The organism is Leucobacter chromiireducens (assembly GCF_003917135.1).
Taxonomy (GTDB): Bacteria; Actinomycetota; Actinomycetes; order Actinomycetales; family Microbacteriaceae; genus Leucobacter; species Leucobacter chromiireducens_A.
Genome location: NZ_RPDI01000001.1, coordinates 193,805 through 214,553 on the forward strand (window position 1 = coordinate 193,805; position 20,749 = coordinate 214,553).

Consider the following 20,749-nt stretch of genomic DNA (forward strand, 5'->3'; position numbering starts at 1 on the left):
TGTGCGCCTAGCTGTTGTGTGCTGCACGGCGGCGGGCGATGAGCACCGTGCCACCGCCGAGCAGCGCGAGCAGCAGTGCGCCGATCATCAGTGGCAGGAGTGGCCCGCCGCCGGTGACGGGCAGGTCGCCGTCTGGGTTCTCGGTCCCGGGCGTCGGGGAACCGCCGCCAACCGTTGAGGTGTCCTCGATTGCGTAGCCGAGCAAGGTGCCCGCTGAGGTCACGTCGTTGAACTGCTGCTCTGCAACGGCATCGTAATGCCCGACGTCTTGCACACCGTCGACAGCGGCAACCCAGTTGCCATCGTCGTCCACTGTGACGGTCGTAGTGCTCAGAGCGGGAGCTGCCCGCAGCTCGTCAGTGCTCAGCTCGCCTCGAGCAAGTACTGCGCGGGTGGTGTCAGTATCCTGGCTTGTGTCAACGACGAGGGTGAGTTCCGAGCCGGGAAGACCGGTGCCCGCGATCTCCGTAGGCGCTGAGCCAGCGGAGAAGATCTCGTCGGGGGTTACCGAAGTGACCTCAGGTGCAGCGGGAGCTACGGTGATGACAGCCGTTGCCTTCGGGGATGAGTGATCATCGATCCTCTGGGAGGCGGCGACCTCGTGCGCACCGATCTCAACGGTCTGCTCAGACAGAGCCCAGGTGCCGTCGTCCGCGACGAGGACCTCGACCTCGTCGCCGGCGAGCCCGGTGACGGTGACCGTCGCTCCGGCAATGCCGGTGCCCGCGACCGCGACGGGCGCCGAGCGTTCGCCCGCGGCTGCATCGACGCGCTGCTCTGTGATCGTTGGCACGGCGATCGCCTCGTCGACGCTGAACTTCAGCTCCGTCTCTGCGGAAGCGCTGTACCCATTGAGTGCGGTGAGCGAGAGGGTGTGGTCACCGAGCTCCTCAGGTGCGGACAGTGTGACCGTCCCCGTGTTCAGGTCTACGGGAAGTGTCTCTGGGGTGCCTGCGTTCTGCGTCACGCTCAGCTCCGTCGCGTTTGTCGGCACCTCGACGGTGATCGTTTCGCCGGGCTGCAGCACGTCGCCAGGGGTGACAGCCGCGACGGTCGGGGCATCGATATCGAGCGCGATCGTGTAGCCACCGGTGTAGGTGAGCGCGTCTGCGAGCCTCGTGTACCACGCCCAGTCATCTCCGACAGTGACCTGCGCGGGGCCGCCGCTGAGGATCCCGACTGCCTGGCCACCCTGGAACACCGCGCCGCCGGAGTCGCCCGGATCTGATTTCGCGCCCCCGATAAAGCCGTGTACCCAGCGGCCCGACACCTGCATGTACCCATCCAGGATCTCGGTGGGACGGATCGAACCATCGTTGTACTCAATCATGACGGTGGTGTCGCCGCTCGTGACGCCCGTGGTGCGCCCGGACTTTTCGACTGTGCCTGAGACCGGCACACCGACGTTCTTCACCGCAATGGTGCTGGCTGCGAGATCGTCGGCACCAGCGGTAGTCCAGTCAGTGACGCTCGGGTGAAGAGTCAGTGCGGGGTTCGTGATATCGATGACCCCAATGTCGGTGGAGTCGGGTGCGTTCTCTGCGCCAGGTGAGTTCCCTGGCCCGCCAAACTGCGAGAACCCAAACTGCCCGGCAACGCCGGTACCGTTGGAATCGACGCCATCGTTCGTGCCAGCGTACGCCGCATCACCCGACGGCTTCGAGAGTGCGATCTCGGAGATCGCGCCGTCATTTGAGCAGTGGCCTGCGGTGACGAGCGCTGGGTCTCCAGTAGGGCTCCAAGCCGTGAAGCCGATGGAGCACAGCCCAAGACTGCCTCCGCCGAGATCCGCGAGGTAGCCGGCGCCGCCGGCAACATCGGTTGCGGCGTCAGCGACGGCGGGATCAATGAAAGCGATCTCGTCAACCGCGAGCTTCGGTGCAAGCTCGGCGAGCTCCGGTGCATCGCGGAACTCTGAATTGACCAGCACGATGGACTGCCCGGAGGTGGTCACGCCGTAGCCGGCGACACTCTCGGGGGCGTCGGTTGCCTGCTGCACTGCGGAGACAGAATCCGCAGCCTGCGCGAGTTGGTCGCCCTCGGCCGGTGCGTCCTGAGCGAATGCAGGGGGAGAGATGAATAGGGCGAGGAGCGCAGCTGTTGCTGCGGCACCGATGGACAGTGGGCGACGTAGTGTCACGGCTCTGAGCCTCCAGATCTGGTACGGGGTTGACCCGGCGCACGCAGAGCGGAACACCGTGGGTTCGGACCCCAGTTACGCTAGATTGCCGCGTGATTGCCGGGCCAAAGGTTGAGGGAAACCCGCGAAGAATGAGCGTTTGTGTGTCGAGCTGGGGGCGTGGTTGCTCTTCACTGAGTGTCCTTTTTGTGGTGCACGATGATGCTTTTCGTGCCATCTGAGGGCAATAGTGCTGGGCGCCGCCCTGGCGTGGCGATGCGCCGCATCCTCGTCCGCATCGTCGGCATCACCGGGCGGTGGTGTGGCGCTGGCTCCTGGGCTACGCTTGCGGCCGTTGGCCATCGTGCCTGACAGTCGAGCGAGGGGGGACGCGCAATCGGACGGAAGGACTGCTCTGTGGATCTCGTGAACGAAGAACTACTCGGAACCTGGGTCTCGCAGGAGCGTGGACTGCCGGAGCTCGTATTCGAGGCCTCTGGCGTCGTGAGCGGCAGCGATGGGTGCAACCGCATTGTGAGTACCTACGAGGCAACGGAGGCCGGCGCGCGGGTCGCCCCGTTCGCGATCACCGCGATGGCGTGCATGGGCGTCAATCAGTGGCTCGCCGACGTTGCCTCCGTCACGCTGGACGACGGTGTGCTGCGCGTCAGGGACGTCGCTGGAACAGAAATCGGCGAGCTCCAGCGCGCGGAGTAGCGGCTACGCGATGCCGCGGTTGCGACGTCGCACTGCGCGGGGCGGCTTGCCGCCGAGGAACGATGCCCCCGAGTCGACGATGTACCCCTGGCGAAGCGCTTCGCGCCCGATGAGCACGCGAAAGAGCATCTCCTCGCGGTCCGTGAGCGTGAACTCCGCCTGGATCGTTCGACCACCGAGCCGGACGTCAATGAGTACCACTGGGCGTTCTTGTGCGTGCCCGGATGAGCTGCGCACCGTGCGCCGATCGTGCACGGGAAGCTCGACGAGCGCGGCGTCCTCGTCGCTCATCTGCCAGGGGTGCGCCGTGAATCTGACCCACGCCGCGCCGTCACGCTCAAACTCAGAAATGCCCGTCGCGTGGAGCGCGGAGGTCTGCGCTCCCGTGTCGATCTTGGCCTTGATCCACGGCACATCAATGTCGGGAAGCGACACCCACTCGCGCCACCCCGTGAGAGTGCTTGAATGGTCTTGTCCGCTCACGCTTCTATCTTGGCAGGAACTTCGGTGAAACTCGCGATTCTCTCGCGTGCCCCGCACGCGTACTCGACGCAGCGCCTGATGGCGGCGAGCGAGCAGCGCGGCCACAAGGCCCGCGTACTCAACACGCTGCGCTTCGGAATTGACCTTGCCGGCGACGAACCCGACCTGCTCTACCGGGGCAAACAGCTGAGCGACTACGACGCGATCCTGCCGCGCATTGGCAACTCGATCACCTACTTCGGAACCGCCGTGGTGCGGCAGTTCGAGCAGATGGACGTGTATACCCCGAACACCGCGAACGGGATCTCGAACTCGCGCGACAAGCTGCGCGCCATTCAGATCCTGTCGCGCCACTCGATCGCGATGCCCGCGACCGCGTTTGTGCGCAATCGCGCCGACGTGCGCGCAGCGATCGAGAGTGTCGGCGGGGCGCCCGTGGTCATCAAGCTGCTCGAGGGCACGCAGGGGATCGGTGTCATCCTCGCCCCGCAGGTGAAAGTCGCGGAGGCGATCATCGAGACGCTGCACTCCACCCGCCAGAACGTGCTCATTCAACGGTTCATCTCCGAGAGCCGGGGGCGCGACGTGCGCGCGCTCGTCGTGGGGGATCGGGTCGTTGCGGCGATGCGGCGGGTGGCGAGCGGCGACGAGTTTCGCTCGAATGTGCACCGCGGCGGCACGGTTGAGCCGGTGCAGCTCGAGCCAGCGTACGAGCAGGCCGCGGTGCGCGCCGCGCAGATCATGGGACTCCGCGTCGCCGGCGTCGACATGCTCGAGGGTGACGATGGGCCGCTCGTGATGGAGGTGAACTCCTCGCCTGGGCTGCAGGGGATCGAGGCTGCCACCGGCCTCGATGTCGCCGGCGCGATCATTGACTACATCGCGAACCAGGTGAACTTCCCTGAGATCGACGTGCGGCAGCGGCTCAGCGTCTCCACCGGCTACGGGGTCGCCGAGATTTCGATGCACGCCGGCTCGGAGCACGTGGGGAAGCAGCTGGGGGATCTCGGGCTCTGGGACCGCGACATCACGGTGCTCACTCTGCACCGCGGCGTGCAGGTGATCCCGAACCCGAGAAAGCACGTGGTGCTTGAACCGGAGGATCGGCTCCTCTGCTTCGGCAAGCTTGAAGAGATGCGCTCGATGATCCCCGAGCGCCGGCGGCGGCGCGCGCGCGTGCGGAAGCTTCCCCCGGAGGCGCAGGAACTCGCTGAAGGTTCCAGCTGAGCTGAGCGCTCCCGCGCTGTGGCGCGCCTTAGCCGCGCTCGGCGACCAGCTGGAACTCGACCTGTCCGCTCGGCTCGACCGAGACGAAGCCGAGGTTGGGTGCGGTGACCCCGAAGTCCTCGAAGGTGATCGGGATCGAGCCGGCGATCTCGGCGCGCTCGCCGTCGCTGCGGACCTCGACGGACGCGGTCACCGCGCGCGTCTCGCCCGCGATCGTGAGCTCGCCAGCTGCTGCGGTGCGCACGGTGTCGCCCGAGTTCGGGATCTCGTGCAGGGTGACCGGCTCCGTGAGCGTGAAGGTCGCCTCGGGGAACTCCCCGGTGCGGAGGGCCTCGTCGCGGAAGTATGCGTCGCGCGGCGCGCTGTCGGTGGCGATCGAGGCGACGTCGACGGTCAGCTGAGCGGTGTCGAGTGTGAGCCCATCAGCACTGATCTGGAAGTCCCCGCTCACCTCCGCGGTGCGCCCGGTGACCGTGACGTCGGTCCCGTTGAGCACCTCGTTGACGCGGTAGCCCGCCTCGGAGCCGTCGGCCACCCGCCATGTGCCGGCGATGACCGCGGGATCGAGGGGATCACCGCTCGATTCACCCATGATCTGCTCGGTGCCGGAGAGCGCCGGGGCGTCCGCCGCGGGTGCGGCGATGAAGTCACGGTAGACCATGGGCCCCGCGATTGCTGCGACGGCGGCGAGCGCAAGCACGCCAGCGCCGACCCCGATGAGCACCTTTTGCGACTTCTGCACTGCGGCTCCTTCTTGCTGGATATTCACCGCGATACGGGCGAATTGGTACCCACTGTGTCAGGCCAGCCAATGAGCACACTCGGAGCTCCTCGGGAAAATGCTGGAAGTTCTGGATCAGAGCGCGGCGAGCAGCGCCTTCCAGTGCGCGCGCCACTCCTCGATGCGATCCCCATCGGGGAGCCCTTCCAAGCTGACCGTGAGGACGGCGCGATCCTGATCCTTCGGTGTTGCTGACACCTCGACCCGGCCGGCGCCCGCGAGGTCGAATCGCCAGAACGAGCGCTTCTCGGTGCGGGAGGGCCGCGGCTCGCCGGCGGCGTGCCCGAGGTGCTCAGCGCGGTCGCCGTGCGCTTCCCGCCACGCGGCAATCGCCGCGTCGCGGTCGAGGGGCAGGGTGCGGCTCGCGCTCACGCGGAAGGTGCCGGTGGAGGACTGCCCTGGCACGCGCAACCCGGCGTGCTGCTCGTAGGCGATCGCGATCCCCTGCGCCCACCAGTCGGGGTTCGCGAGATCCGCTGGCAGCTCGGCGCGCGCGATACGCGCGATCTCGGGGTGCGGGAGCGTCGCAGCGTCGGCGGCCTCGAAGAGCGTCACCCACTCGCCCCACGGTTTGCGCGACGCGCGTTCGATTGCTGGGACGCGCTCGCCGCGGGTGCGGTTTCCTGAGTGCTGCATGGATTCCTGCACGGTGTCGCTCATCGCGTGTCCTTTCCCGAGGCTGCGCACCAGTGTAGCTGCGCGCCAGAAACTGCTTGAATGGGTGCATGAGTGAGGCTGGGGTGACCACGGTGCCGGGGACGCGCGGTGCACGGAGGTACGTCGAGCAAGAGTCCTCCCAGCACCGCTCCGCTGGCATCCACGACGCTGACGTGCCGATCGCACTCACGTCGGCGGCCCAGGACTTCCGGATCGACCTCGAGCGCATCCGGTTCTCCTCCTACTTCGCCAGGCTCTCCGATGTGACACAGGTGGTGCCGCAGTCGGGCGTCGGCCCGGTGATGCACAATCGCCTCACCCACTCGCTCAAGGTAAGCGCCGTTGCGCGGGTGATCGCGGCGCAGCTCGCGGGGCAGGCCGCTGTGCACGCCGCGTTCGCGCGCGGGGAGGCTGCACGAGACGACGCGGCCGGCGCGGTCATCGCGGATCTCGGCGGCTGCGACACAGTCGTCGCGCAGGCCGCGGCGCACGCCCACGATCTTGGCCACCCGCCGTTCGGGCACCTCGGCGAGCGCGTGCTCGACCGCGTGGCGCGTGAACGCTTCGGCCTGCCAGAGGGATTCGAGGGGAACGCGCAGAGCTTTCGCATTCTCACGCAGCTCGACACGCTCGGGCGCGACTTCCCCGGCCTCAATCTCACGGCGGCGACCCGCGCCGCGACGCTGAAGTATCCGTGGACGCGCGCCGAGTGGGTGGGTGTCACGACGGCGGAGCGCCCGGTCGCGGAGCGCCCGCGTGGCGTCGGCGCTGACGAGCAGAACGGGGCCGAGAAGTTCTCCGCGTACGCGCTCGACGCGGCGGAGATGGACGCGGCACTCGCCGCGCACCCGAACATCGCGTCCGGCATGCAGACGGTGGAGTGCGCGGTCATGGATCTCGCCGACGACATCGCGTACGCCGTGCACGACCTGGACGACTTCGCGCGCGCCGGCGTGCTGCAGCAGTCGGCGGTCACCGGGGAGCTGCGCGCCTGGCTGGCACAATCCACGCTGCTCGCCGGCGCCGAGCTCACGGAGCTGAACGGGAGCTGGCGCGCGCCCGGGCACTCGCTCGAGCTCCTGTGGCGTCGCCTCGCGCTCAAGGACGCCTGGATCGCGGATCGCGAGGCGTTCACCGCGGCAGTGCTCCGCGTGGCAGAGGAGGTGGGCGAATCCCTGCTTGCCGCCCCATACGACGGCGGGATCGATACCGAGCGTGCGGTGTCCGGCTTCACGCGGCGCTGGATCGAGCATCTGCGCACGTCGATCGTCGTCGAGGAGACGCCGCACGTACGGAGCGGGCACGTCCGCCTGAACGCGCGCGCCTGGCACGAGGTGATGGTGCTGAAGTTCGTGCACGCGCACTTCGTGCTCGAGCGCCCCGAGCTGGGGCAGACGCAGCGCGGGCAGGCGCGCGTCATCGCCGACCTCGCGCTCGGCTTCGACGCGTGGCTCACCGATCCGGTCGACGCTGGCCGCGCACCGCGACGGCTGCTCGAGTGGGTGGACGAGGCGACGGCGGGGTACTTCGCGCTGCGACGCGATCGGCCCGAGCTACTCACCGGGGAGACGAGCGATGCCGGGCTCAGGCGGCAGGGCCGCGCGCGTGCCGTCCTCGACTACGTCGCCGCGCTGAGCGACCAGCAGGCGCGCATCACGCACGGGGAACTCACCCGCGGCTGAGCGGCGGCGCGCGGTGCGCCACGCCCCAGCCCCGAGGCCCCCGCACCGCGCCCGGCAAACGCGGTAGGAGCACTAGGACGGGGTCTGCGGGATACTGGGAGATGGCCTATTCTGGGGCCGACACACCCTGGGAGGGCACACATGGAGCAGCCGGCAGCACGCGATTCGATCCTGACCCGCTATGGCTCGCTCGATGAAGCGCTCGTGCACCGCAAAGCGAGCGTGCCGAACCGCGTGTTCCTGCGCCGCCTGCTGAGCCGCATGCCGATCTCGCGCCTCATGCGCTCGGAGGGCGGCATCCTCGTCGAGCGCTCCGACGGGGCGCCGGCCGTGCAGATCTTCCGCGGCTACACCGTCGGCTTCCAGAGCGAGGAGGAGATCATCGCCGTGGTCGGGGAGGCGGCCCCGCGCTGGCGCAGCGTGCGCACCCCGGGCGTCTGGGCGGTCGACCACCCGGATCACGGGCGCGGCGTCGCCGCAGAAACGGACACGCTTGAGCCGCTGGGTGGCGCGAAGCGCGCGACTCGATCGGGATCCCGCCGCACGGCCACCCCGAAGCCGAAGGCCGAGCCCAAGGCGAAGCCGGCGGCCGCGCCGGAGCGCGTGCAGGCCGTCTGCCCCAACTGCTTCATGCTGATGGCGCTCTCCGGGGTCTGCGGCAACTGCGCGTAGACCGCCACTGCTGCGGCCCCGACCACGCTAGGGCAGCACGGGAAATTCTCGCGCGGTGTCCCACGGCTGGCTCCAGCCCAGCTCGTCGAAGAGCGAGGCGAGCAGGATCCCGGTGAACCCCCACACCGTGCGCGCGCCGAAGCGCTCGCTCAGCTGAAACGCCGCGCCGCGGTGGGTCATCCCCGGCCGTGACAGCACGGAGGTGCCGCGCGCGGCCGGGTCGAGCAGCTCGGCAACGGGTGCGCGAAACACCTCAACCGACTCCGAGTGGTCTGCGGCGACCGCGCTGGGCAGCCGCCACCAGCCCAGCACCGGGGTGACCAGGTTGTTGCTCACGGGGATGTGCACGGGAGGGAGCGCGCCGAGCACGTCGACGCCGCTCGGGTCGAGCCCCGTCTCCTCGTGCGCCTCGCGGAGCGCTGTGGCCACCGAGTCGGCGTCCTCCGGCTCCACGCCGCCGCCGGGAAACGCGATCTGCCCCGCGTGGTGGCGCATCCCGTCGGCGCGCCGCGTGAGCAGCACGTCGAGCTCGGGCGGCACCCCGCTTGGGCCGGCGGCGGCCGGCGTGCGGTCGAGCGCACCGAACAGAATCAGCACCGCCGAGTGGCGCAGCGGGGTGTCGGCGAGCGCGCCCTGCGGCGGGAAACGCAGCGTGAGGTTGCGTTCCATGAGCGCGCGCAGCTCGCGCTCGGCCTCGGCGACTGAGCGTTCCATGCGGCTCAGCCTAGCCGTGCCGGCTGTGCTCGCGCCCGACTATCCCTCGACCAGGAGGTCTGAGATGCCCTCTGGCACCCGCTGCGAGCGGGCCCACGGCTCGCGGTCCCTGCGCGCAACGCGCTTCGCGCTCTGGGTTTCCTCCGCGCGCACCTGCGTGAGCACGGCGATCACCGCCGCGTGCTCCTCGGCGCTCACGCCGCGCGTCACGAAGGTGATGTCGGAGCCAGAGAGCGCGTCGTCCTGCGGGCCGAGCTCCTCGCGCTTCGCCGCGTCGCGCGCCGCCGCGTCGGGCGGCAGCAGCGCGTCGGCCTGGCGGCCGGCCTCCTGATCGGGATCTGCGGGGCTCACAGTGGGATGTTCCCGTGCTTCTTGGCCGGCTGCTCGGTGCGCTTGCCGCGGAGGCCGCGGAGCGACTTGATGACGGCGAGGCGGGTGCCTGCCGGCTCGAGCACGTTGTCGAGCTCGCCGCGCTCGGCGGCGAGGAACGGGCTCGTCACGTCGGCCGTGTACTTCGCGGTCAGCTCGGCGCGCAGCGCCTCGACGTCCTCGCCGCGCTCGGCTGCAGCCGCAAGCTCCTTGCGGTAGAGGATGTTCACGGCGCCCGAGCCGCCCATCACGGCGATCTCGGCGGTGGGCCACGCGATGTTGAAGTCGGCGCCCATCTGCTTCGAGCCCATGACGATGTATGCCCCGCCGTACGCCTTGCGCGTGATGATCGTCACGAGCGGCACGGTCGCCTCGGCGTAGGCGTAGAGCAGCTTCGCGCCGCGGCGGATGACGCCCTGCAGCTCCTGATCGGTGCCTGGCAGGTAGCCGGGCACGTCGACGAGCGTGAGGATCGGGATCGAGAACGCGTCGCAGAACCGCACGAAGCGCGCGGCCTTCTCGCTCGCGTCGATGTTCAGCGTGCCGGCCATCTGGTTGGGCTGGTTCGCAACGATCCCGACCGTGCGCCCCTCGACCCGGCCGAAGCCGATCAGCATGTTCGGGGCGAACAGCGGCTGCACCTCGAGGAAGTCACCGCTGTCGAGGATCGCCTCGATAACCGTCTTCATGTCGTACGGCTGGTTCGGGCTGTCCGGGATCAACGAGTTGAGCTTGCGGTCGGCGTCGGTGATCTCGAGCGCGGTGTCGCTGTCGTACACGGGCGCCTCGGCCAGGTTGTTGTCCGGCAGGTAGCTGATCAGCGCACGCGCGTAGTCGAGCGCGTCGTACTCGTCGCTCGCGAGGTAGTGCGAGACGCCGCTCGTCTTGTTGTGCGTGAGCGCGCCGCCGAGCTCCTCGAACCCGACCTCCTCGCCAGTGACCGTCTTGATGACGTCGGGGCCGGTGACGAACATGTGGCTCGTCTTGTCCACCATGATGACGAAGTCGGTGAGCGCGGGGGAGTAGACGGCGCCGCCGGCGGACGGGCCCATCACGATCGAGATCTGCGGGATCACGCCGGAGCACATCGTGTTCAGTCGGAAGATGTTCGCGTACTTCGAGAGCGACACCACGCCCTCCTGGATACGCGCCCCGCCCGAGTCGAGGATGCCGAGTACCGGTGCGCCGGTCTTCAGCGCGAACTCCATCGCCTTCACGATCTTCTCGCCAGCGACCTCGCCGAGCGAGCCGCCGAAGGTGGTGAAGTCCTGCGAGTAGACGACGACCTGGCGGCCGTGGATGGTGCCGGCACCCGTGACGACCGAGTCGCCGAAGGGGTGGGACTTCTCCATGCCGAAGCCGTGGCTCCGGTGCTTCACGTACTTGTCGAACTCGACGAACGAGCCGGGATCGAGGAGCGCGGTGATGCGCTCGCGCGCCGTCATTTTGCCGCGCGGGTGCTGCTTCGCGGCGGCGGCGGCGTCGCGGTCGCCCACGGCCTCCTGGTACTTCCGGCGGTGGTCGGCGATCCGACCCGCGGTCGTGGCGGGTCCGGGGTTCGCTGAGGTGGCGTTCTCTGCAGTCACGGAAGCCAGCCTAGCGCGGCACCCATGCCCGAAGCATCCGAACCTCTCCAACGGAATCCCTGAACCTTGGTCGATTCCCACCAAAGCTACGCCCGCCCAGCCCCCGTCACCACGGGATCGGGGTCACTCCGGCAGGGTGTCGCGTCTGCCCACGGCGCGACACCCTGCCGGAGTGACCCCGATCCGCTCGGGCGGGGCCAGGCGAGCGCGGTAGCGTTGGGGCATGGAACTGACGCGCACGTCCGACCTCCTGCCCAGCGTGCTCTGGCGGGAGAGCTCGCCCTCCACGAACGCCGAACTCCGCGCGCTCGCGCACGAGGGCGAGCAGGGCGGCGAGCCGCTCGCCGACGGCACCCTGCTTCTCACCGCCGACCAGACCGCAGGACGCGGCCGCCTCGATCGCGGCTGGGTCACCCCGCCAGGGCAGTCGGTTGCCGCGTCCCTGCTCGTGCGGGGCGCCGGCGCCGGGCTCGAGCTGAGCTGGCTGCCGCTCCTCGTCGGCACCGCGATGAGCACCGCACTGCAGTCACGCTTCGGGGAGGGCATGCGCGTCGGCGTGAAATGGCCGAACGACGTGCATGTGCGCGACGAGGACGACGCGATCGCCGGGCGACCGGGGCAGAAGCTGTGCGGGATCCTGTGCGAGCTGCTGCCCGACGGCTCGGTCATCGTGGGGACCGGCGTGAACCTCCTGATCCCCGAGTACGAGTTGCCGACGGGGCGTGCGACGTCGCTGCTCGCGGCCGGCGCCGACGTCGGTGGCGCGGAGACCGTGTTCGACCCGGCAGGCGTCGCACTCGTCGACGGGGTGCTCGCCGACTACGTGCTGGCGCTCCGGCAGCTCCTCACGCTCGCAGCGGAGAACCCCGCGGCTGCACGCGCCCGCGTCGCGCGCGCCTCGCTGACCCTCGGCACCGAGGTGCGTGTGCACCTGCCCGGCGACGAGATCGTCGACGGCCGGGCACGTGCGCTCGCCGCGGACGGCTCGCTCGTGGTCGATCTGCCCACGGGTGGTCAGCTGACCGTCTCGGCGGGCGACGTCGAGCACCTCCGCTGATCGCACGCCGGACGGCACACGACGGAGCCCGCCACCACGATGCAGTGATCGTGGTGGCGGGCTCCGTCGTGTGCGGCTAGCGGGTGCCCTCGAGCGGGAACTCCTCACCGAGCGCGTCGATCTGCTCCGTGGTGGGATCCCCCTCCGAGAAGTCCATCTTCGGCACCGGCTTCTTGAAGCCCTTCGTGACGAGCGCGATGATCACGACACCGACCACGAGCCAGATCCCGCCGACGAGCCAGGTGGCCGGCTCGAGCGACGTCCACAGCCAGATCGTCAGGGCGAAACCGATCAGCGGTGCGACGCCGTACTTCAGGATCTGCGACGCGGTCACCGGCTCGCGCCGCCCGCCCTTCGGGAACAGGTAGGTACGGATCACCGACAGGTTGACCATCGCGAACGCGGCGAGCGCGCCGAAGCTGATCATGAACGCCACCGTGTCGAGCGACAGGAAGAGGCTCGACAGCGCGAACACGGAGACCGTCACCGCGGCGACGATCGGCGTGCCGAAGCGCTGGTGGAGGCGCGAGAGCGGCTTCGGAAGCATGCCGTCGCGGCCCATCGCGTAGAGGATGCGCGAGACGGAGACCTGGCCGGTCATGCCGGAGCCGAACGCGCCGACGACGTACACCGCGACGAAGAAGGCCGTGAACGCCTCGCCACCGATGTTGTTCATCACGGTGACGCCGGCTGCCTCGATCTCGGTGTCGCTGAGCGCGGCCCAGTCCGGGTGGTACGCGACCGCTCCGGCCCAGGAGACGAGGATGAAGAACAGGCCGCCGACGAGCGTGGCGAGCACGATCGCGCGCGGGATGTCCTTGCGGGGGCGCTTCGCCTCCTCCGACAGCGTGGAGACCGCGTCGAAGCCGAGGAAGGAGAGCGCGAGGATCGCGGCGCCCGAGGCGACCGCGCCGATGCCGCCCTCACCGAAGGTGAAGGGCTCGATGAGGCTCACGTCGGTGTTGCCGCCGAGCGCGTGCTTGAACGCGAGCACCATGAAGATCACCACGAGCACCACGGAGAGCGCGATGATCGCGAAGTTCACCTTGTTGACGAGGTTGATGCCGAGGATGTTGAACAGCAGCACCAGCAGCAGTGCGACGAGCGTGAACACCCACACGGGGATCGCCGGGAACTGCGTGTTCAGGTAGATCCCGATCAGCATGAAGTTGATCATCGGGATGAACAGGTAGTCGAGCAGCATCACCCAACCGGTGAGGAAGCCAGCTGCCCCACCGAAGGATTGCTGCGTGTAGGTGTACGCCGACCCGGCAACCGGGTAGCGGCGCACCATCGCACCGTAGCTCGCAGCGGTGAACAGCATCGTCACCACCGCCACGATGTACGCGGCCGGGAGGTGGCCGTCGGTGACCTGGTTGACAATGCCGTACGTGGTGAAGACGGTGATCACCGTCATGTACGTCACCCCGAACAGGGTGAGTCCAACCAAGCCGAGTGATCGCTTGAGCTGGGGTTGATTCGATGCGCTCACGATGTCTCCTTTGAATCGAGTCAGCGTTCTTACTTGTGGATTATCGGGTGAAAGTCCGGTCTCCTGCGAGCCACGTGCCGAGCACGGGCAGATCCGCAATCGCTTCTGCCGCGATTTCAAGCGGATTTTCGGCGAGCCACACGGCGTCCGCCGTGCGACCCACTTCGAGCGTGCCGCGCGTGTCGGCGGCCAGCGCCTGGCGGGCGATGCCGCGCGTGTACGCGCCGTACGCGGTGGCGGCGTCGACGCGCTCCTCGGGCAGCCAGGCCTCGGCTCCGGGCTCCGCGTGGCTGTGGCGGGTGATCGCGGTCGACACGGCGGGGCGCCAGTCGATCGTCGTGACCGGCCAGTCGCTTCCGAAGGAGATGGTGGCGCCGCTGCGGTGCACCGAGCCAATGAGGTACTGCCAGTCCTCGCGCGGGTGGCCGAGGTGCGGGATCGTGAGATCGCGCATCACGGCGTCGCACTGCGCCCAGTACGGCTCGAAGTTCGCGATGACGCCGAGCTCGGCGAAGCGCGACACGTCGGCGGGATCGAGCAGGGCGACGTGGGCGATCACGTGGTCGCGCTGGCGCGCGGGGTTCGTCGCCACCGCGGCGGCGATTGCGTCGAGCGCGCTCCGGTTCGCCGCATCGCCGATGGCGTGCAGGTGGAGCTGGAAGCCAGCGGCGTCGAACGCGGTCGCCGCGGCCGCGAGCTCCACCGCATCCCAGTTGGGGAGCCCGGTCTCGGTCGGCCGATCGGCGTACGGCTCGAGCAGCGCGGCGGTGTGGCTCTCGATGACGCCGTCGACGAAGAACTTCACGGTCTCGCCGCTCAGGCGGTCAGCGCCGAGTGCGCGAACGCGCGCGCGGTTCGAGGTGAACTCGGCGAGCTGCTCGCGCCAGCGCGCGGGATCGGCGCGGAACGCGAGGTTGATGCGCGTGTGCAGGCGGCCCTGCTCGGCGGCGGTGAGGTACACGGGGAGGTCGCCCGGCTCCACCCACGCGTCCTGCACCCACGTCATGCCGAGCGCCGCGTACTGCCGCGTCGCGCGGTCGATCGCGTCGAGCCGCTGCTCCAGCGGGAACGCCGGCACGACATCCGCGAGGAAGTTGTTGGCCGCGGCCTCCTGCAGGGTGCCGAGCGGGGAGCCGTCTTCGCGGCGCACGATGCGACCGAGTGCGGGATCGGGGGTGTCCGCGGTGATGCCGCCGGCCGCGAGTGCCGCGGAGTTCACCCACGCCGTGTGGTAGTCCCAGGCGCGGAGGATGGTGGGGGTGTCGCCCGTGACCTCGTCGAGCCAGCGCGCGTCGAACAGGCCTCCCTCGGAGAACGTCGCGTCGTAGCTGCCGCCGACGATCCACTCGGCCTCGGGGTGCTCGGCCTTCCACGCGGCGACCGCGTCGATGATTCCTTGCTTGTCCGCGGCGGCGCGGATCGCGGGCCCGAGGGCCTCGACGCCGCCGAGCATGGGGTGCGCGTGGCCGTCGCCGGGGGCTGGGGCGAGCGTGCCGCCCGCGAGGTCGATCACGGTGGCGCCCGGCTGGGACGCGAGCGCGGCAGCGTCCGCTCCGAGCGCCGCGACCGCGGCGCCGTCGAACGCGATGGCGTCGCTCGTGATCGGCGATCCCGCGTGTGCGGGGTCAACGAGGATGGTGCCGCCGGTGAAAACGGTGATGCTCATGGTCTCTGCGTCCTTGCTGCTGGGTGCGGGTTCGGGCGGTGGTGCCTGGTGCGGTGGTGCCTGGTGCGGTGGTGCGTGGCGCGCTGGTGGGGTGCGGCGGGGCGGTGCCCCGCCGCACGGGGGCTACTTGAAGGGGACCGCCTCGCCCATCGCGTCGACGACGGTGGTTTCCGGGCCCTCGGAGAAGTCCATGCGCGGCACGGGCTTGCGGAAGAAGTTGGTCTTCGCCATGAGGATGATGAGGCCGATCGCGAACCAGATGCCGCCGACGATCCACGTCATCGACTCGAGCGAGGTCCAGAGCCAGATGGTGAGCGCGAAGCCGATGAGCGGGAACAGGCCGCGCAGGATCAGATCCTTGCCGGATCGCTGCGCCTCCTCCCCGCGCTTGGGGAAGAGGTAGACGCGGATCACCGAGAGGTTGACCATCGCGAACGCGGCGAGCGCGCCGAAGCTGATCATGAACGCCGCCTGCTCGAGGGTGAGGAACAGGCTCGCGAGCGCCACGATCGAGACCGCGGCGGCTGCGACGACGGGGGTGCCGAACCGCTTCCAGAGGATCCCGAGCGGCTTCGGCAGCGTGCCGTCGCGGCCCATCGAGTAGAGGATGCGGGCGACCGAGACCTGGCCGGCGAGACCGGAGCCGAAGCAGCCGGCCACCGTGAACACCACGAAGAGGAGGCCGAGCCACTCGCCAGCGACGTGGTGTGCGAGCACCACGCCGGCCGCGTCGAGCAGCTCGCGCGGGGCCTGGCTCCAGTCGTCGAGGTGATACGCGCGCGCGCCCACCCACGACACGAAGATGAAGATCGCGCCGCCGATGAGCGCGGTGAGGATGATGGCGCGCGGGATGTCGCGGCGGGGGTGCTTCGCCTCCTCGGAGAGCGTGGACACCGCGTCGAAGCCGAGGAAGGAGAGGGCCAGGATGCCGGCTCCCGTGAAGATCGGGCTGAAGCCGGTCGAGCCGGGGATGAACGGCTCGATGAGGCCGGGCGCGTTCGGGTCGGCGATCGCCGTCTTGATGGCGAACACGGCGAAGAGGATCACCGCGGCGACCGAGATGCTGACGATGATGACGTTGAGCTTGTTGACGAGCGTGATGCCGAGCACGTTGAAGATGAAGACCGCGATCAGCGTGATGAGCGAGACGATCCAGGCCGGCACGCTCGGGAACTGCGTCGACACGTAGAGGCCGAGGATCATGAAGTTGATCATCGGGATGAAGAGGTAGTCGAGCAGGAGGACCCAGCCGGTCAGGAAGCCGGCGCCGCCGCCGAAGGCCTGCTGCGTGTAGGTGTACGCCGAACCGGCGACGGGGTACTTGCGCACCATCGCCGCGTAGCTATTCGCGGTGAAGAGCATGGTGAGCAGGGCGACGACGTACGCGAGGGGCAGCTTGCCCTCGGTGACCTGGTTCACGATGCCGTAGGTGGTGAAAACGGTCGCGACCGCCATGTACGCGAGGCCGAAGAGGACGAGGCCTCCGAGGCCAAGTTCTCGTTTCAGCCCATTTCGTGCGGCGGATTCTGTCACTGGATCTCCTTTGATGCGGGTGGTGCGGACGCATAAATGAACGGGGTTCTTTTACGGTCGGGTTGAGAATAGTACGAAACGCGCCCGAGCGCGACTTCGCACACGCTGATGTGTCGGATCGTGGCAAGCTGGGAGCGGAGGAACACGATGTCGACACCGGCAAAGAAGCCAGCGCCCACCGGCGACGCCAGCGAGACCGCGGCGGAAACGAGCGCTCCGAGCGCCCCGAAACGGCGCGTCGGCCGACCGCGAAACCGCGTGCTGTCGCGCCGCCTGATCCTGGAAACCGGGCTGCGGCTCATCGACGAGCGCGGCGCGCACGGCGTCGGCATGCGTGCGATCGCGAGCGAGCTCGGCGTGCGCCCGTCGGCGCTGTACAACCACATCGGGGGCGAGGCGGAGCTGATCGCTGGCGTGCGCGAGCTGATCAGCGACCGCATCGCCGTCGACATGTTCGCCAGCGAGCCGTGGGACGAGGCGCTCGCTGGCTGGGCCACCCACTACCGCAGCACGTTCGCCGCGCATCCCCCGACGATCGCGCTGCTCGCCACCCTGCCGCTCGCCGAGAACTCCGTGACCTCCCAGATGTACGAGACGGTGATCGCGGCGCTCGTGCGCGCGGGCTGGTCGGGCGAGCGCGCGCTCGCCCTCATGGTCGCGCTCGAATCGTTCATCCTCGGCTCGGCGCTCGACCTCGCAGCCGACGACAGCATGCTCGATCCCGGGCCGCGCGACGACGTGCCCGAGTTCACTGCAGCGTACGCCGAGCGCTCCACCGTGCTCGCCGAGCGCGGCGTGCGCCCAGCGGACGCCGCGTTCGATCTCGGGCTCCGCGCGATCCTGAACGGCTTCCGCGCCGAGTACACGGCGCTCGGCCTCCGGCCGCGGGCGCACGCATAAGGGGGTGGGGAGCCACCGAGCTCCCCACCCCCGCATGCCGCCCTGGCTACTTCACGTCGCCGGCCGCCGAGGCCTTCTGCGAGAAGTACACCGGGATCAGCGAGAGCAGGATCATGATCGTCGCGACGACGTTCACCTGGTTCACCTCGTTGGGGCGCGCCATCTGGTTCATGATCCAGAGCGGCAGCGTTTCAACGCCGGGCGGGGCCGTGAAGATGGTCACCACGATCTCGTCGAAGGAGAGCGCGAACGCGAGCAGGCCGCCCGCGATGAAGGAGCTGCGGAACTGCGGGAACGTGACCAGGCGGAACGTCTGCCCGATGCCGGCGCCGAGGTCCATCGACGCCTCCTCGAGATTCGGGTTCATGCGGCGCAGCCGCGCGATCACGTTGTTGAACACCATCACCACGCAGAAGGTGGCGTGCGCGATGATCATGCCCCAGTAGCCGACGTGGATCCCCATGGGCTTCAGCACCTGATGGAACGTGTTCGAGAGCGCCACACCGGTGACGATGCCCGGCAGGGTGATCGGCAGCACGATGAGCAGGTTCACCGTCTGCTGCCCGAAGAAGCGGAAGCGCTGCAGCGCGAACGCGGCGAGTGTGCCGAGCACCAGCGCGATCGCGGTCGCGATGAGGGCGACCACGACGGAGTTGAGCAGCGCCGCGTGCACGGCGGGGTTGACGAGCGCCTTGTGCCACCACTCCAGTGAGAAACCGGGAATGGGCCAGCCGGCGACGCGGCCGGAGTTGAACGAGTTCATGACGATCACGAACAGCGGGATGTACATGAAGCCGAGCGCGATGAGCGTGACGATGGCGAGAGCGATCTTCGTCCCGCGGTTCAAGCGAAGCATGGGGGTCTCCTTGGCGAGCCGGATCGGACTACAGGTTGTTCAGCGCGCCCGTGCGGCGCACCACGGTGAGGTAGAGCACAACGAGCACGATGGGCACGACCGAGAACGCAGCGGCGAGCGGGGGATTGAGATTGATGTTCTGCGCGATGATGCTGCCGATCATCTGGGTGGAGCCGCCGACGTACATCGCCGCGATGTAGTCGCCGAGGCTGAGCGAGAACGTGAAGATCGAGCCGGCGATGAGCGAGGGGAGCAGGAGCGGCGCGACCACGGTGCGGATGGTGCGCGCACCGCTCGCGCCGAGGTCAGAGGACGCGTCGAACAGGTTCGTGGGGATCTGGGACACCGCGGCATATACCGGAATCGCCATATACGGGAACCAGAGGTAGACGAGCGTCAGAATGACGGTGAGCACGCCGAAGCCGGGGCCCTCGACGCCGAGCGGGGACAGCGCCCAGTTGAAGAACCCGGTATCGGTCCAGACAAGGCGCATCGCGATGATCTTCACGAGGTAGCCCGCCCAGAGCGGCAGCGTGATCAGGACGGCGAGAGTTGCCCGGAGGCGCGGCCCGGCCACCTTCGCCATGAACACGGCGAGCGGGATCGCGACGAGCGCGCAGATCGCGGTGACCGCCAGCGCGATCCCGAGCGTGCGCAGCGCGGTCGCGAGGTACGCGGGCACCGTGAACAGCTGCTGGAAGTTCTCCAGCGTGAAGCCAGGCTTCACGCGCGAGGTGAACGGGTCGGTGGTCCAGAACGCGGTGATCAGCAGCAGCGCGAGGGACAGGATGTACACCCCGATGAGCCACGTCATCGGCAGCGCGAGGAGCGAGGCGAGGCGTGCACGCGGGTGCCGCGCGAGCGCGGTGGACAGGGGCTTGCTGCGGCGTTCGAGAACGTTCTGGGTGCTCACGGTGCTTCCTCGCTACGAGAGACGGTGGGTGGGGCACGCTGCGGTGCGCGTGCGGGGGAGGAGAGGGGGTGAGGTGCGGGGCCCGCTGGCCCCGCACCTCAGCGGATCGGGGTGACTAGCCCTTCACCGTCGCCCAGGCGTTGGTCCAGTCCTGGTAGTTCGTGCACGTCACGTCGGTGCGGCCGTCGAGGCACTGGTCGATCGGCGTGGTCCAGAACCACACCTGCTTGTAGTACTCCTCATCGGTGGCGTTGAAGTAGTCGCAGTGCGCCTTCGCCTCGTCGTTCAGCTCGCAAAACGCGCCGTTCGCGGGGGCCATGCCGAAGTTCATCGCAATGGCGCCGTTCACCTCGGGCGAGGAGGTGTAGTCCATCCACGCGTACGCGCAGTTCGGGCTCTTCGCCTCGGAGGCGAGCATCCACGCGTCGGACCAGCCGCTCGCGCCCTCCTGGGGGAGCACGCTCTTGAACTTGTCGTCCTGCGTCGCCTTGCGCAGCACCTCCCACGAGGTGCCGACGACCGAGTTGCCGCCGGTGAACGAGGTCACGTTCGTTGCGGGCGACCAGTACTCGGACACCATCGCGTTCTGCTGCTTGAGCAGATCCGTCGCGGCCTGGAGCTGGGTGTCGTCGAGCGCGTACGGGTTCGTGATCCCCAGATCCGGCTCGTGCTCCATGAGGTAGATCGCGGCGTCGGCGATGTAGATCGGGCTGTCGTATGCGGTGATCTTGCCGGCGTACGGGCTGTCCTTCTCCCACACGACGTCCCAGCTGTCCGGCGCCTCCGTGACGACCTCGCTGTTGTACTCGAGGATGTTCGCGCCGCGGCCGATCGGGATGCCGTAGACGCTGCCGTTCAGCGTGTCGTACAGCTGCCCCTTCATGCCCTCGACGATGTCGTCGCTGAAGTTCGGGATCAGCTCGGTGTTGAGCGGCTGCACGTTGCCGTCGACGATGAGGCGGAGGCTGGCGTCGCCCGACGCGGAGACGAGGTCGTATTCCCCGGTGCGCATGAGCTGCACCATCTCGTCGCTCGTCGCGGCGACCTTGCGGTTGACGGCGCAGCCGGTGTCCGCAGTGAACTGATCGGCCCACGCCGGCTCGACGAAGCCGGACCACGCGACGATGTTCACCTCCTTCTCCATGTCGCCGAGCGTCTCCATCGCGGGGATCTCGGGGACGTCGATGGAGAGGCCGCCTGCGGCGTCACCGCCACCGTCGGTTGCGGAACAGCCGGCGAGTGCCAGGCCTGCAGCGGCGATGAGCGCCGCTGGGGCGAGGATCTTCTTGTTCATCGGAACTCCCTTGTTGTCGATTGTGTGTGGT

Annotated in this window: 19 protein-coding genes; 6 read left to right on the plus strand and 13 right to left on the minus strand. The window is 68.8% G+C overall.

The window, feature by feature from the left end; all coding sequences use genetic code 11:
* Positions 1-7: 7 nt before the first annotated feature.
* A complete protein-coding gene (locus EGM46_RS00830; protein ID WP_125098267.1) occupies positions 8-1,999 on the minus strand; it encodes a S1 family peptidase in 1,992 nt (663 codons plus the stop codon).
* A 537-nt stretch (positions 2,000-2,536) separates the two neighbouring features.
* Here EGM46_RS00830 and EGM46_RS00835 point away from each other — a divergent pair.
* Complete coding sequence (locus EGM46_RS00835) at positions 2,537-2,836, plus strand: META domain-containing protein (RefSeq protein WP_164512768.1); 300 nt, start codon at positions 2,537-2,539, stop codon at positions 2,834-2,836.
* A 3-nt stretch (positions 2,837-2,839) separates the two neighbouring features.
* Here the strand turns inward: EGM46_RS00835 and EGM46_RS00840 are convergent, their stop codons facing one another.
* A complete protein-coding gene (locus EGM46_RS00840) occupies positions 2,840-3,319 on the minus strand; it encodes an ATP-dependent zinc protease family protein (RefSeq protein WP_125098269.1) in 480 nt (159 codons plus the stop codon).
* A gap of 24 nt (positions 3,320-3,343) precedes the next feature.
* On the opposite strand from EGM46_RS00840, the gene EGM46_RS00845 reads away from it, so the two are divergent.
* Positions 3,344-4,546 carry a RimK family alpha-L-glutamate ligase gene (locus tag EGM46_RS00845; RefSeq protein WP_125098270.1) on the plus strand — a complete coding sequence of 401 codons (1,203 nt, stop codon included), beginning with the start codon at positions 3,344-3,346 and terminating at the stop codon, positions 4,544-4,546.
* Between the two features lie 28 nt (positions 4,547-4,574).
* Here EGM46_RS00845 and EGM46_RS00850 read toward each other — a convergent pair whose 3' ends face one another.
* Together EGM46_RS00850 and EGM46_RS00855 are read right to left on the minus strand one after the other, a co-directional pair.
* Complete coding sequence (locus EGM46_RS00850; protein ID WP_125098271.1) at positions 4,575-5,288, minus strand: YceI family protein; 714 nt, start codon at positions 5,286-5,288, stop codon at positions 4,575-4,577.
* Positions 5,289-5,402: 114 nt separating this feature from the next.
* On the minus strand, positions 5,403-5,987 hold the full coding sequence (locus tag EGM46_RS00855) for a hypothetical protein (RefSeq protein ID WP_241156103.1): 585 nt from the start codon (positions 5,985-5,987) through the stop codon (positions 5,403-5,405).
* A gap of 65 nt (positions 5,988-6,052) precedes the next feature.
* Here EGM46_RS00855 and dgt point away from each other — a divergent pair, with 65 nt between their 5' ends.
* Complete coding sequence (gene dgt, locus EGM46_RS00860; protein WP_125098272.1) at positions 6,053-7,666, plus strand: dGTP triphosphohydrolase; 1,614 nt, start codon at positions 6,053-6,055, stop codon at positions 7,664-7,666.
* A 141-nt stretch (positions 7,667-7,807) separates the two neighbouring features.
* A complete protein-coding gene (locus EGM46_RS00865) occupies positions 7,808-8,338 on the plus strand; it encodes a hypothetical protein (RefSeq protein WP_125098273.1) in 531 nt (176 codons plus the stop codon).
* A 27-nt stretch (positions 8,339-8,365) separates the two neighbouring features.
* Here the strand turns inward: EGM46_RS00865 and EGM46_RS00870 are convergent, their stop codons facing one another.
* Genes EGM46_RS00870 through EGM46_RS00880 form a run of 3 tightly spaced genes read right to left on the minus strand, consistent with a single transcriptional unit; the run spans position 8,366 to position 11,007 of the window.
* The gene (locus EGM46_RS00870; RefSeq protein WP_125098274.1) at positions 8,366-9,052 is read right to left on the minus strand and encodes an NUDIX hydrolase; all 687 of its coding nucleotides are present in this window, start codon (positions 9,050-9,052) and stop codon (positions 8,366-8,368) included.
* Positions 9,053-9,091: 39 nt separating this feature from the next.
* Positions 9,092-9,403: a hypothetical protein gene (locus EGM46_RS00875; RefSeq protein WP_125098275.1), complete on the minus strand. Its 312-nt coding sequence runs from the start codon at positions 9,401-9,403 to the stop codon at positions 9,092-9,094.
* Positions 9,400-11,007, minus strand: a complete 1,608-nt coding sequence (locus EGM46_RS00880; RefSeq protein ID WP_125098276.1) for an acyl-CoA carboxylase subunit beta — start codon at positions 11,005-11,007, stop codon at positions 9,400-9,402. The genes EGM46_RS00875 and EGM46_RS00880 overlap by 4 nt, the downstream gene beginning before the upstream one ends.
* 223 nt (positions 11,008-11,230) lie before the next feature.
* Here EGM46_RS00880 and EGM46_RS00885 point away from each other — a divergent pair, with 223 nt between their 5' ends.
* On the plus strand, positions 11,231-12,064 hold the full coding sequence (locus tag EGM46_RS00885) for a biotin--[acetyl-CoA-carboxylase] ligase (RefSeq protein ID WP_125098277.1): 834 nt from the start codon (positions 11,231-11,233) through the stop codon (positions 12,062-12,064).
* Positions 12,065-12,140: 76 nt separating this feature from the next.
* Here the strand turns inward: EGM46_RS00885 and EGM46_RS00890 are convergent, their stop codons facing one another.
* The 3 genes from EGM46_RS00890 to EGM46_RS00900 form a co-directional block, all read right to left on the minus strand.
* The gene (locus tag EGM46_RS00890; RefSeq protein ID WP_125098278.1) at positions 12,141-13,556 is read right to left on the minus strand and encodes an APC family permease; all 1,416 of its coding nucleotides are present in this window, start codon (positions 13,554-13,556) and stop codon (positions 12,141-12,143) included.
* 40 nt (positions 13,557-13,596) lie between these two features.
* Complete coding sequence (locus EGM46_RS00895; RefSeq protein WP_125098279.1) at positions 13,597-15,222, minus strand: amidohydrolase; 1,626 nt, start codon at positions 15,220-15,222, stop codon at positions 13,597-13,599.
* Between the two features lie 123 nt (positions 15,223-15,345).
* Entirely contained in the window at positions 15,346-16,755 is a 1,410-nt protein-coding gene (locus tag EGM46_RS00900) for an APC family permease (protein WP_125098280.1), read from the minus strand.
* 147 nt (positions 16,756-16,902) lie between these two features.
* Between EGM46_RS00900 and EGM46_RS00905 the strand changes: the two genes are divergently transcribed.
* Positions 16,903-17,655, plus strand: a complete 753-nt coding sequence (locus EGM46_RS00905; RefSeq protein WP_125098281.1) for a TetR/AcrR family transcriptional regulator — start codon at positions 16,903-16,905, stop codon at positions 17,653-17,655.
* Positions 17,656-17,701: 46 nt separating this feature from the next.
* Here the strand turns inward: EGM46_RS00905 and EGM46_RS00910 are convergent, their stop codons facing one another.
* The 3 genes from EGM46_RS00910 to EGM46_RS00920 all read right to left on the minus strand — a co-directional run bounded on the left by EGM46_RS00910 (position 17,702) and on the right by EGM46_RS00920 (position 20,718).
* The gene (locus EGM46_RS00910; RefSeq protein ID WP_125098282.1) at positions 17,702-18,511 is read right to left on the minus strand and encodes an ABC transporter permease; all 810 of its coding nucleotides are present in this window, start codon (positions 18,509-18,511) and stop codon (positions 17,702-17,704) included.
* A 28-nt stretch (positions 18,512-18,539) separates the two neighbouring features.
* Positions 18,540-19,424, minus strand: coding sequence for an ABC transporter permease (locus tag EGM46_RS00915; protein ID WP_125098283.1), 885 nt, complete (start codon positions 19,422-19,424; stop codon positions 18,540-18,542).
* Between the two features lie 115 nt (positions 19,425-19,539).
* Positions 19,540-20,718 carry an ABC transporter substrate-binding protein gene (locus EGM46_RS00920; RefSeq protein WP_125098284.1) on the minus strand — a complete coding sequence of 393 codons (1,179 nt, stop codon included), beginning with the start codon at positions 20,716-20,718 and terminating at the stop codon, positions 19,540-19,542.
* Positions 20,719-20,749: the final 31 nt, after the last annotated feature.

What these genes read in the sequence shown, in the direction of transcription:
- EGM46_RS00855 (WP_241156103.1), bottom strand. Translation starts at nt 5,987, where the DNA reads ATGAGCGACACCGTGCAGGAATCCATGCAGCACTCAGGAAACCGCACC.
- dgt (WP_125098272.1), top strand. Translation starts at nt 6,053, where the DNA reads ATGAGTGAGGCTGGGGTGACCACGGTGCCGGGGACGCGCGGTGCACGG.
- EGM46_RS00865 (WP_125098273.1), top strand. Translation starts at nt 7,808, where the DNA reads ATGGAGCAGCCGGCAGCACGCGATTCGATCCTGACCCGCTATGGCTCG.
- EGM46_RS00870 (WP_125098274.1), bottom strand. Translation starts at nt 9,052, where the DNA reads ATGGAACGCTCAGTCGCCGAGGCCGAGCGCGAGCTGCGCGCGCTCATG.
- EGM46_RS00885 (WP_125098277.1), top strand. Translation starts at nt 11,231, where the DNA reads ATGGAACTGACGCGCACGTCCGACCTCCTGCCCAGCGTGCTCTGGCGG.
- EGM46_RS00895 (WP_125098279.1), bottom strand. Translation starts at nt 15,222, where the DNA reads ATGAGCATCACCGTTTTCACCGGCGGCACCATCCTCGTTGACCCCGCA.
- EGM46_RS00905 (WP_125098281.1), top strand. Translation starts at nt 16,903, where the DNA reads ATGTCGACACCGGCAAAGAAGCCAGCGCCCACCGGCGACGCCAGCGAG.
- EGM46_RS00910 (WP_125098282.1), bottom strand. Translation starts at nt 18,511, where the DNA reads ATGCTTCGCTTGAACCGCGGGACGAAGATCGCTCTCGCCATCGTCACG.
- EGM46_RS00920 (WP_125098284.1), bottom strand. Translation starts at nt 20,718, where the DNA reads ATGAACAAGAAGATCCTCGCCCCAGCGGCGCTCATCGCCGCTGCAGGC.